At 32.5% G+C, this 12,007-nt stretch carries 12 protein-coding genes; all 12 read left to right on the top strand.

What is annotated here, in order from left to right; all coding sequences use genetic code 11:
* The first annotated feature begins 120 nt into the window (after window positions 1–120).
* The 12 genes from sleB (at window position 121) to fsa (ending at window position 12,001) form a co-directional block, all read left to right on the top strand.
* Window positions 121–825, top strand: a complete 705-nt coding sequence (sleB, locus tag B8965_RS03860) for a spore cortex-lytic enzyme (protein ID WP_084052548.1) — start codon at window positions 121–123, stop codon at window positions 823–825.
* Window positions 826–840: 15 nt separating this feature from the next.
* A complete protein-coding gene (ypeB, locus tag B8965_RS03855; RefSeq protein ID WP_084052547.1) occupies window positions 841–2,190 on the top strand; it encodes a germination protein YpeB in 1,350 nt (449 codons plus the stop codon).
* A gap of 123 nt (window positions 2,191–2,313) precedes the next feature.
* Window positions 2,314–2,592 (top strand): LysO family transporter, encoded by a 279-nt coding sequence (locus B8965_RS03850; RefSeq protein WP_084052546.1) that lies wholly within the window; start codon window positions 2,314–2,316, stop codon window positions 2,590–2,592.
* Window positions 2,589–3,185, top strand: coding sequence for a LysO family transporter (locus B8965_RS03845; protein ID WP_084052545.1), 597 nt, complete (start codon window positions 2,589–2,591; stop codon window positions 3,183–3,185). The genes B8965_RS03850 and B8965_RS03845 overlap by 4 nt, the downstream gene beginning before the upstream one ends.
* Window positions 3,186–3,264: 79 nt before the next feature.
* Window positions 3,265–4,941 carry an arginine--tRNA ligase gene (gene argS / locus B8965_RS03840; RefSeq protein WP_143334212.1) on the top strand — a complete coding sequence of 559 codons (1,677 nt, stop codon included), beginning with the start codon at window positions 3,265–3,267 and terminating at the stop codon, window positions 4,939–4,941.
* A 280-nt stretch (window positions 4,942–5,221) separates the two neighbouring features.
* Window positions 5,222–6,823 (top strand): CTP synthase, encoded by a 1,602-nt coding sequence (locus B8965_RS03835; protein WP_084052543.1) that lies wholly within the window; start codon window positions 5,222–5,224, stop codon window positions 6,821–6,823.
* A gap of 158 nt (window positions 6,824–6,981) precedes the next feature.
* The gene (locus tag B8965_RS03830) at window positions 6,982–8,064 is read left to right on the top strand and encodes a lipid II:glycine glycyltransferase FemX (RefSeq protein ID WP_084052542.1); all 1,083 of its coding nucleotides are present in this window, start codon (window positions 6,982–6,984) and stop codon (window positions 8,062–8,064) included.
* A 20-nt stretch (window positions 8,065–8,084) separates the two neighbouring features.
* Window positions 8,085–9,248: an alanine racemase gene (gene alr, locus B8965_RS03825; RefSeq protein ID WP_084052541.1), complete on the top strand. Its 1,164-nt coding sequence runs from the start codon at window positions 8,085–8,087 to the stop codon at window positions 9,246–9,248.
* Window positions 9,249–9,330: 82 nt separating this feature from the next.
* The gene (locus tag B8965_RS03820; RefSeq protein WP_084052540.1) at window positions 9,331–9,684 is read left to right on the top strand and encodes a response regulator; all 354 of its coding nucleotides are present in this window, start codon (window positions 9,331–9,333) and stop codon (window positions 9,682–9,684) included.
* Between the two features lie 25 nt (window positions 9,685–9,709).
* Window positions 9,710–10,363: a hypothetical protein gene (locus B8965_RS03815; protein ID WP_084052539.1), complete on the top strand. Its 654-nt coding sequence runs from the start codon at window positions 9,710–9,712 to the stop codon at window positions 10,361–10,363.
* A gap of 61 nt (window positions 10,364–10,424) precedes the next feature.
* Window positions 10,425–11,279: a class II fructose-1,6-bisphosphate aldolase gene (locus tag B8965_RS03810; protein ID WP_084052538.1), complete on the top strand. Its 855-nt coding sequence runs from the start codon at window positions 10,425–10,427 to the stop codon at window positions 11,277–11,279.
* A 74-nt stretch (window positions 11,280–11,353) separates the two neighbouring features.
* Complete coding sequence (gene fsa / locus B8965_RS03805; protein ID WP_084052537.1) at window positions 11,354–12,001, top strand: fructose-6-phosphate aldolase; 648 nt, start codon at window positions 11,354–11,356, stop codon at window positions 11,999–12,001.
* Window positions 12,002–12,007: the final 6 nt, after the last annotated feature.

Genomic DNA, 12,007 nt, shown 5'->3' with positions numbered 1-12,007 from the left:
AATTAAAGGAAATATTAAATCACCGGAAGGTGATTTTTTTTATTTCCAAAAATTAAAGGGATACTTTTTTGAATATAGGAAACAATAATTTTGAAAATAAATTTAGGAGGGAGGACATACATGCTAAGACCCCAAGGTATTAAGGCAATAGCTTTAATTTTAATGTTAGCAAGCTTTGTCGTTTTTGTAGGTATGGATTTCATGGAAGTAATAGGTTACCGTACATTAACTTATGGTTCAAGAGGTGATGATGTTAGGTTACTTCAAAGTAAGCTTAGTAAAATAGGCTATTATCATGGTAAAGTCGATGGAGATTTTGGGTGGCAAACTCAAAGGTCAGTTAAATGGTTTCAAGGTAGATTTGGGATAAATAATGATGGAATAGTAGGTAATAAAACATGGGTAGCTTTAAATAAAGCTGTACCAGGTAATAAAGTAACTCAAAATACTACTAGCAATAATAATAAGGTTAGTAGTAACGATGTTACTGTTTTAGCAAAAATGATTTCTGGAGAAGCTAGGGGAGAACCTTATATTGGTCAGGTAGCGGTAGGAGCAGTAATTTTAAATAGGGTGAAAAGCAAAAAGTTTCCAAACACAGTTTACGGGGTTTGTTTTCAACCAGGTGCCTTTGTTGCCGCAGTAGATGGACAATACTTTAGTCCTCCGACTGCAAGTGCCTTAAGGGCTGCTAGAGATGCTCTCAATGGGAATGATCCTACATATGGAGCATTATATTACTGGAATCCGGTGACAGCAACGTCTAAATGGATTTGGTCTAGAAAAATAAGTTTAACTATTGGTAAACATGTATTTGGAAATTAGAAAGGAGGGAATTAGGTGAGAAAAACAGCAATTTCTTTATTACTTCTTGCTTTTATAGCTGTAGGTTATTACGGCTATAATCAATATCAAGATAAAGAACAATTAGTTAGAAGAACAGAAATCCAATATCAGAAAAACTTCCATGAACTAGTTTGGGGTATAGATTCTATTAACTCTCAATTGGCTCAAACATTAGTTAGCTCAAGCCCTAAGCAAATTATGTTTAGTCTTACTAACCTTTGGCGTCAGTCCTTCTCAGCTCAAAATAACTTAAGTGGTATTCCTGTAGCTATGATTGAACTAGATCGTACTGATAAAGTGTTATCAGATATTGCTGAATATAGCTATTACCTTTTGCAGAAAAATAATTTAGAGAAACAAGAACTAACTGAAAAGGAATGGGCTAAGATTCAAGATTTATATAAAAGATCAAAGATTATGGGAGAAGAATTACACGAAGTAGAGGCATCGGTAATTGATCAAAACCTGAGCTTTGTAGATTTAGAAACAGAAGGAATTATTAAAGGAAAAGAGCTTACTGATAATAAAATTGTTGATGGTTTAACTAAAATCGAAAATAAAGTTAAAGCTTTTCCCGAGTTAGAATTTGACCAAGGTGTGCAAAAAATTGAGCCAGAATTAAAACCGATAGTAGGTAAAAGAATAACTAAAGAAAAGGCTTTAGAAGCTGCTACAAACTTTATGAATGCCTATGATGGACCAGTACAAAAGGTTGAGGTTGCTTTTGAAAATAAAGGTAAAATTGCGACCTTTGGAATAAAAGCCTATAAAAAAGGCAATAAAAATCCTACTTATTTAGAGGTCTCTAAAAATGGTGGGCATGTAGTTCAGTTGTATGTAGATAGACCAATTAAAGAAGTAAATATTAATGATGATGAGGCTCTTAAAAAAGCAACTGAATTTTTAAATAAGATTGGTTTAAAAGATATAACAAGAGTAGAAACAGACAGTGATACAAATATTACTGTATTTACCTTTGTACCTAATCAAGGCAAAACATTATTATATACTGATATGATAAAGGTACAAGTAGCTTTAGATAATGGACAAATAACAAGTTTTGATCAAAGTAGTTATTTAGCTTATCATCACCAAAGAGATTTACCAGCTCCTAAAAAGTCTCCTGAAGAAGTAACAGCTGGGATGAATCCTAATTTTAAAGTGAATAATATTAGGTTAGCTGTAATTCCGGGGGAATTTGAAGATAAGGAAATTTTAGTTTATGATGTAAGAGGTAGTATCGAAGAGGAAACCTTTATCCTCTTTGTCAATGCATTAACAGGTGAAGATGAACGTATTGTTAGATTAACAAAACCAGAGGTATTTCCAGTTCGAGTGCGTTAATGCTGCCAGAGGGCAGCATTTTTTTTTGTGCAGAAAAGAAAATATATGTTAAAATAAAAGTTAGTATTTTTCAAGCTAATTTTCGTATAAAAATGGCAATTTGAGTTAGAAGAGGTGAACAATATGTGGAGCATTTTAGGTGCATTAATTCTGGGTATGTTAGTAGGTTGGTTTAAACTTTTTTCTTATATATCTAAAGAAAGTATTGATAAAATAATAGTTACAGGATTAATTTTAATGCTTTTTGCCATGGGATTAGGGATAGGTAGTAATCCAGACATAGTAAATAATTTAAGCACTTTAGGGGTTAAGGCCTTTTTTATTTCTTTTGCTAGTATTGCAGGAAGTGTTTTTGTATTATGGATTTTACAAGGTAAAATTTTAGAAGGAGAAAAAAAATGACCTGGGTAATAATAAGTTCTGTATTTGTGGGTATTATAATAGGAAAAATAGGTTTTTTATCTCAATTAGTTGGCAGTGTAGATATGTTTACAACAATAGTTTTAAACATTTTGCTTTTTGTAGTTGGGATTGATTTGGGACGCAATAGGACAATTTGGAAGAAACTTAAAGAGCTAGGGTGGAAAATATTGCTGATTCCTTTAGGAACTGTGATCGGTAGCCTTGGAGGTGCTTTTATTATAGGATTCTTTTTAAAGATGGATGCAATTCATGCTATGGCAGTGGGTGCTGGTTTTGGTTGGTATAGTCTATCAGGAGTAATGCTACAAAAAATGGTGAGTATAGAAATAGGGACAATAGCATTTTTATCTAATATTTTCAGAGAAGTATTGGCCTTAGCCTTAGTGCCCATTGTAGCTAGAAAATTTGGTAAGATTCCAGCAGTAGCACCAGGAGGAGCAACCACTATGGATACAACCCTACCCATAATAGTAAAATCAACTAGTCCAGATATGGCCATAATTGCCTTTATTCATGGCTTAGTTTTAACATTTTTAGTTCCATTTTTAGTTCCAATTATAGTGAATTTATAAGAGATATTATTTCATAGCTTGACAGGGTACAAGCAAGATATTAATCTAAGAATAATTATAAATAGCGAGCGAGGTTAGGATTGTGAGTATTGTAGAAAAGGTAAAAAATAGTCTCGGACAACAATTAGAAAATTCTTTAGCTACTGCAAAAGAACAAGGTCTAATATCTTATGAAGACATTCCAAATTATGTACTGGAAGTTCCTAGAGAAGAAACCCATGGAAATTTTGCAGCCAATATAGCTATGTTAATGGCTAAAGAAGCCAAAATGAGTCCAAGAAAGATTGCAGATATTATTGTTGCAAACATAGGCCAAAATGAATTTGTAGAAAAGGTAGAAATAGCAGGACCAGGGTTTATAAATTTTTATTTAAATAATAATTGGTTATATGAAGGCTTAAAAGTAGTAGATGATCAAGATGAGAAATATGGATGCAGTGAGTATGGAAAAGGGAAGAAAATACAAGTTGAATTTGTAAGTGCTAATCCAACAGGTTTGTTACATATGGGTAATGCCCGTGGAGGAGCTTTAGGAGATTCCCTATCTAACATGTTAGCTTGTGCAGGCTATAATGTTACAAAAGAATTCTACATAAATGATGCAGGAAAGCAAATCGAGAATTTTGGGAAGTCATTAGAAGCAAGATATTTACAAGAGTTAGGGCAGGATGTTCCTTTCCCAGAGGATGGATATCATGGAGTAGATATAATTGACACAGTTAAAACTATTATAAAAGATAAAAAGGATTCTCTAGTATCATTAGATACAAATGAAAGACAGGCTATTTTAGTTGAGCTTGGCTTAAAGGAAAAGGTTAACGGCATCAAAGAAGGTTTAGCTGATTTTGGAGTGAATTATGATATATGGTTTTATGAAAGCGCTTTACACAATTCCGGGGCTATAAAAGAGGTTGTAGAGTTATTACAACAAAAGGATTTAGTATATGAACAAGAAGGTGCTATGTGGTTTAGATCAAGTAAATTTAATACTGATGATAAAGATGAAGTATTAATTCGCTCTAATGGAGTACCTACTTATTTTGCAGCAGATATTGCATATCATCGTGATAAATTCTTAAGAGGATTTGACCAAGTTGTCAATATTTGGGGAGCAGATCATCATGGACATGTAGCTCGTATGAAAGGTGCAATGGAAGCAATAGGATATGATTCAGATAGATTAACAGTAGTTTTAATGCAATTAGTTCGTTTATATAGAGGCGAAGAAATAGTACGTATGTCTAAAAGAACAGGACAATACGTAACTTTAAGTGAATTAATAGATGAAATAGGTAAGGATGCAGCTCGTTATTTCTTTACGATGAGAAATCCTGATACTCACTTAGAATTTGATTTAGATTTAGCAAAGAAAAATTCTAATGAAAATCCTGTTTTTTATGTTCAATATGCTCATGCAAGAATATGTAGCATTTTAAAAATGACAGGTGAGGAGCTTCCAAAAGCAAAGAATGCTAATCTTAGTCTTTTAAAAGAAAAAGCAGAAATAGACTTAATTAGAAAAATTGTAGACTTTCCAGTGGAAATAGTAGAAGGTGCAAAAAGTCTCGAGCCTCATGTATTAACCCGTTATGCACATGACCTTGCAAGTACATTTCATAGTTTTTATAATTGCTGTAGAGTATTATCAGAAGATAAAGCACTCTCTACTAGTAGAACGGCTTTAGTTAATGCAACAAGGATAACCTTAAGAAATGTTTTAACTATTTTAGGTGTAAGTGCACCTGAAAGAATGTAATTTAATAAAGATTGGAGACACCTTATATAGTATAGGTGAGACACCATTTATATATTGTGGAGACACCTTATATAGTATAGGTGTCTCTTATTTTGGGGAAAATAGTAGATATAAGAAGTTATTTAGAGTTGATTAATGATAAATATCCAACAAGATTTAGAATATTCTAGGAATAGTTTTATTCTTGACAGTACTTGTCTGTAAAGATAAAATTGTAAAGTAATTGCAGAGAATTTCTTGAAAAACTAATAGTTGGAGAGATTTTCGGGAGGGGAATATCTTGACTAAACATATATTTATTACTGGTGGGGTTGTATCTTCGCTAGGTAAGGGAATTACCGGTTCTTCTTTAGGAACACTATTAAAAAGCAGAGGATTAAAGGTTGCTATGCAAAAACTTGATCCTTATCTAAACTTTGACCCTGGGACAATGAGCCCATATCAACATGGAGAAGTTTTTGTTACAGATGATGGAGCGGAAACAGATCTTGATTTAGGTCATTACGAGCGGTTTACTGATGAAAATACTAAAAGATTTAGTAATGTAACAACAGGTAAAATTTATTGGTCTGTAATAAATAAAGAACGTCATGGTGATTACTTAGGGGGAACTGTTCAGGTTATTCCTCATATTACTAATGAAATTAAAGAACAAGTTTATAACATGGCTAAATATAATGATGTAGATGTGGTTATTACTGAAATAGGTGGAACTGTTGGAGATATTGAGTCATTGCCATTTTTAGAAGCTATAAGACAAATTAAAAAAGATGTCGGCAGAGATAATTGTATGTATATCCATGTCACCTTAGTGCCTTTTATTTCAGCAGCAGGAGAAGCTAAAACCAAACCTACACAGCATAGCGTAAAAGAGTTAAGAAGTATTGGTATACAGCCAGATGCTATTGTGTGTCGTACGGTTAATACCTTATCCAAAGAAGTAGAAGAAAAAATTGCTTTATTTTGTGATATTGATAGTGAAGCAGTTATTCAAGCTATTGATGCTGATTCTATTTATGAAGTTCCTTTAAACTTAGAAAAAGAAGGGCTTGATGACATTGTTGTTGAGCGTTTAGGGCTTAAATGTGGAGAAGTAGATTTAACAGGTTGGAAAGAAATGGTTAGAAGGTTTAAAAATGCAACAGAAGAAGTCAATATCGCTTTAGTAGGAAAATATGTAGAATTAAAAGATGCTTATATGAGTGTTACGGAAGCTCTAATTCATTCAGGGATTTTTCATAAATTAAAAATTAATATTGATTGGATTAATTCTTGTGACTTAAATGAAGAAAATGCCGAGAGTATTTTAAAGAATGCTGATGGGATCTTAGTGCCAGGTGGATTTGGTGACCGTGGGATTGAAGGAAAAATTGTAGCTACCAAATATGCTAGAGAGAATAAAAAACCATTTTTAGGTATTTGCCTTGGAATGCAATTGGCAGTTGTAGAGTTTGCAAGAAATGTCCTTAATTATCAAGATGCTAATAGTAGTGAATTAAATGAGGATACACCATATCCTGTTATTGATATTTTAGAAGAGCAAAAGGATATTGAAAATAAAGGTGGAACTATGCGTCTAGGAAAATATCCGTGTAAAATTTTAAAAGGTACAAAAGCTTATGAGGCTTATGGAAAAGAGGATATTTCTGAAAGACATCGTCACCGTTATGAATTTAATAATGCATTTAAGGAAATAATGATAGAAAAGGGCATGAAAATAAGTGGAGTTTACCCAGAGCTTGACTTAGTAGAAATAATTGAACTTGAGGATCATCCTTGGTTTGTAGCTTCACAATTCCACCCTGAGTTTAAATCAAGACCAAATAAAGCACATCCTTTATTCAGAGATTTTGTCGGAGCTGCTTATAAACATAAAAAGTAGTAGATAAGGAATTTAGAAGTGCCTCAGAGAATAGCTCTTTGAGGTACTTTTATATATGTTGTTTGAGATAATTTATAATTTATCATGATTTATGGTATAGTCTAGTTGATGTATTGACAAAGATAGCAAGATAAAGGAAGAAAACACAAGGGTTGGTGATGATTTTGAAGGCCAGATTGATAAAGGAAAATGAGCACGATTATTTTAATAATTTTATTGCTTCTATTCCCAAAGGTCATATTTTACAATCATATGAGTGGGGCGAAATAAAGGCTAAGACAGGTTGGCAACCTTTAAGGCTGATTATTGAAAAGAATGATAAACCAATAGCTGCTATTTCTATTTTAAAAAGAATAATTCCAGGTCTTAAAAAGGCCATTTTTTATGCTCCAAGAGGACCTGTATTTAAGATAGATGATACAGAAGTATTTGATTTTATGTTAAAAGAAGTAGAAAAGTTAGCGAAAGAACATAAGGCTATTTTCTTTAAAGTAGATCCTGATATTTCAGCTGAAAATACTGAGTTTGCAAATTTATTAACTTCTAGAGGTTTTAGATCAGCAGAAAAAGGTGAAGGATTTGATGGAATCCAGCCTAAGTTCGTTTTTAGATTAGATCTTACTCCAGATGAAGAAACTTTAATGAAAAACATGCATAGCAAGACCAGATATAATATTAGATTAGCGGGAAAAAGAGGCGTAACTATTAAAGAAGATTGTAAAAAAGAAGATTTAAAATATTTTTATGAAATATTATTAGAAACTTGTGAACGGGATAATTTTTTAGTAAGATCATATCAATACTTTGAGGACATGTGGGATTACCTTGTTGAAAATGGTTATGGTAAACTTTTCATGGCAGAGTATGAAGGTAAATATATCTCTGGTACTTTAGCACTTATTATGGGGAACAAGGTTTGGTATTTATATGGAGCTTCAAGTAATCAGTATCGTAATGTGATGCCTAACTATTTATTGCAATGGACTATGATTAAATGGGCAAAAGAAAATAATTGCACTTTATATGACTTTAGAGGTGTACCAGGTTATTTAAGTGAGGACAATCCATTATATGGATTATTCAAGTTTAAAAAAGGATTTAATGGTGATTATACAGAGTTTATAGGAGAATATGATTTAGTTTATTCCAAGTTTTATTATTGGTTATGGCATACAGTTGAACCAGTTTATCAAAAGTTAATTCGTAAATTAATTAATTTTAAAAAGAAAACAAAAAAGTAATCTAGCCTATTTGAGGTGGCATGATGGATAAATGGGTAGAAGTTAATTTAGATAAAATAGCTAATAATTTTTTAGAAGTGAGAAATTTTGTAGCTGACGAGACTAAAATTCTAGGGGTCGTAAAAGCAGATGCTTATGGACACGGAATAATCGAGTCTTCTCGGGAATTACAAAGACAAGGCATAGATTATTTAGGAGTAACTGAAGTATCAGAGGGCATAAAGTTACGCAGGGCGGGAATTTTTGTTCCAATACTAATCTTTAGTTCTTGTTTAGAAGAAGAATTGGAATACACAAAAAGGTATAACTTAACGATAACATTAAATAATTTAGAATTGATTCAATTTATAGTTGGTAAACAAATAGAGTTAAAAGTTCATTTAAAAGTAGAAACTGGTTTAGGAAGAACAGGCATAAAGGTAGGGCAGCTTCCAGAGATCATAGATATTTTAAAAGAAAATCCTCAAATTGAAGTCGAAGGATTATACACACATTTAGCTACAGCAATGTGGAGAGAAAAATCTTTTGTGGATAAACAATTTTCAGAGTTTAATAAAGCCATAAAATTATTAACAGAAAAGGGTGTAAGTATTCCCTTAAAGCATATTTGTAACAGTAGTGCTTTGGTTAAATATCCTAAAATGCATTTAGATATGGTGAGAGCTGGAACTATTCTTTATGGACAAGATGAAGGGGGACAAGTTTTTTCTGGAAAGATGCAAGATCCCTGGAGTTTAAAAGCAAAAGTTATCTATCTAAATCAATTAGAAAAAGGTCACTCTGTGGGTTATGAACGTATATATGTATTAAAAAGGAAATCTAAAATAGCTGTAGTAGCAATTGGTTTTTATCATGGATTTTCAGTAGAACCAATTGCTCACCCTAAAAAGATACTTGATTTAACTAAAATTTTAGCAAAAACATTCTTACGTTTTATTAATCATCCAAGAATGAAAACATATGGATATATCAAAGGCAAAAGGGTACCTGTAGTGGGTAAGGTAGGAATGCAACTAACCATGCTAGATGTGACAGATGTAGTAGATATACAAATAGGGGATATCGTAGAATTAACTGCACGTAGAACTAACTTAAGCACACTTATTCCAAAATTGTATATTAAGGAAAATGAGATAATTAGCCAAAGTAGTTATGAGGAAATATCAACTTTGGAAGTACAATGATATAAAAATTTTCAATATAAGCAGGAATATTTTTTTCTTTACCAGAATATAATGTTATATTGAGTTTTTAGGAGTGTAACCAGTGACTAATAAAAAAGTTCTTATAATTGATGATCAAATTGGAATTAGGGTACTATTAATGGCAGCACTAGATAAGTATGAGTTAAAGGATGCAGCTTCAGGACGAGAGGCCCTAGACATAATAACAGACTGGCAGCCTGATTTAGTGATAACAGATTTAAAGTTACCTGGGATGAGCGGACTAGAAACAATTGTTAAAATAAATGAATTAGGATTCTATCCAGAAACCATTTTAATGACTGCCTATGACCGTTTAAGTATTTCTGAAGACATAAAAATATCTGGCTTTATTGAAAAACCGTTTGACATAGAACAATTAACTACAATGATAGATGATTTAATTGTAAATATTTAAATTAAAAGAGAAAGGAGGAACTACCATGTTGATTAAAACATATATTACAGTGGCACTACATTGTCCTGAATGTGGTAAGCTTGATTTTCATGCTATATCTCGCTTTAACGTAGGCTTTGACACAAAGGTACACCTGAAATGTCAATGTGGAACAGCCCTCTTTTCCATGGGTCGAGGCAAAGGAAATAAATATACTATTCAACTGGCTTGTAGTATGTGTGAAGACAAGCACTATTATACGTATCCTGCTAACTTGATTTGGAAAGAGAAGTTGATAAACTTATATTGTCATGAAACAGGTGTAGAATCAGCATTTCTTGGATCAAGAGAAAATGTTAGAAAAGCAGTTGAAGATTTTGATTATAACATGGAGACTATGGTAGATGATGTGATGGATGAAGAATTTTTTAATAACGAAGAAATCATGTCAAAGGTTTTGGAAAAGGTTCGAAATTTAATTAATCAAGATAAGGTATCTTGTACCTGTGGTAATGACGATATTGGATTAGAGGTTAATCCAGATCGAGTTGAAATTTTTTGCGAAGACTGTGGAGCTGTAACCGTTATTTTTGCTGAAAATATAAAGGATTTGGAAATAGTAAATAATTTAACTAATATAGTTCTGAATAAAGGTGTATTTAAATATATTGATAAAGGTAAAAAAAGAATAAAGAAGTAGATTTAATGAAATTATAATTAACAGGATATTATTTGTTAATATTTGAGGAGGGGCAAGATAAATGTCTTTAGTAAGTGTTGATTATTTGTTAGAAAAGGCAGAAAAAGAAGGATATGCAGTGGGAGCATTTAACTGCAACAATATGGAAATAGTACAGGCCATTGTAGCAGCAGCAGAGGCTGAGAAGTCTCCCGTAATTATTCAAGCAAGTCAAGGTGCAATAAAATATGCAGGTCTTGAGTATATCGTTAATTTAGTTGAAACTGCAGCTAATACTGTCTCTGTACCAGTTGCATTACATCTTGATCACGGGACAAGTTTTGAACAAGTTATTAAATGCATTAGACAAGGCTTTAGTTCTGTAATGATTGACGGTTCACAGTACTCATTAGAAGAAAACATTGCTTTAACTAATAAAGTATTAGAAATTGCAAGACCAATTGGCGTGTCAGTTGAAGCTGAATTAGGCAAAATAGGTGGCACAGAGGATGATATCGTAGTATCTGAAAGAGACGCTATGTTTACTGATCCTAAGGATGCGCAAAGATTCGTAGAAGAAACGGGGATTACTTCTTTAGCAATTGCTATTGGAACAGCTCATGGACCTTATAAAGGTAAACCAGAGTTAGATTTTGAACGCTTAAAAGCAATTAAAGCTTTAACAAATATTCCGATAGTTTTACATGGTTCTTCAGGTGTAGATGATGATGATATTAGAAAAGCAATTAGCCTAGGAGTTAGAAAGGTTAATATTGATACAAACATTCGCCAAGCGTTTACAAAAGCAGCAAAAGACGTGTTTACTAATAATCCTGAAGAAATTGATCCAAGAAAGGTTTTAGGACCTGCAAGGGATGCTATGATTGAAATTGTGAGAGAAAAAATACGCGTATTTGGAAGTAATGGCAAGGCTTAGGTTAATCGGCTAGTAAGTATAAAATTTCTTACTAGCCTTACTCTATTATAATGGTTATTAAGGGGGATATTTTAATGGAATTATTTATTGATTCGGCTAATTTAGAAGATATCAAAAAGGCAGCAGAACTGGGTGTTATTTCTGGTGTGACAACAAATCCAACATTAATAGCTAAAGAAGGCAGAAACTTTCAGGAAGTAATTATGGAGATAACCAAGCTTGTTGATGGTCCTATAAGTGCAGAGGTAATTGGACTAACTAAAGACCAAATGGTTAAAGAAGCAAGGGAACTTGTGAAAATTCATCCTAATATTGTAATTAAAATACCAATGATAGCTGAAGGATTAAAGGCTATTAAAGAATTAAGCAAAGAAGGAATCAAAACAAATTGTACTTTGATTTTTTCTGTAAACCAAGCTATTTTAGCTGCTAATGCAGGGGCTACTTATGTAAGTCCTTTTGTAGGCAGACTGGAGGATATTGGGGAAGAAGGTATTGGACTTGTAGCAAAAATGGCTCATGTATTTGAAATTTATGATTATAAAACTAAAATAATTGCAGCTAGTATCCGAAATCCAAAGCATGTAGACCAAGTAGCTGAAGTAGGAGCTGATATAGCAACAGTTCCATATAAAGTAATTGATGCGATGATGAATCATCAGCTGACAGATAAGGGAGTAGACCAATTTTTAAAGGATTGGGAAACCGTAAAAGATAAATAAGACCTA

The organism is Desulfonispora thiosulfatigenes DSM 11270 (assembly GCF_900176035.1).
GTDB lineage: Bacteria > Bacillota > Peptococcia > Peptococcales > Desulfonisporaceae > Desulfonispora > Desulfonispora thiosulfatigenes.
The sequence above is the reverse complement of the archived record's forward strand: the minus strand, read 5'-3'. Positions and strand labels throughout refer to the sequence as shown.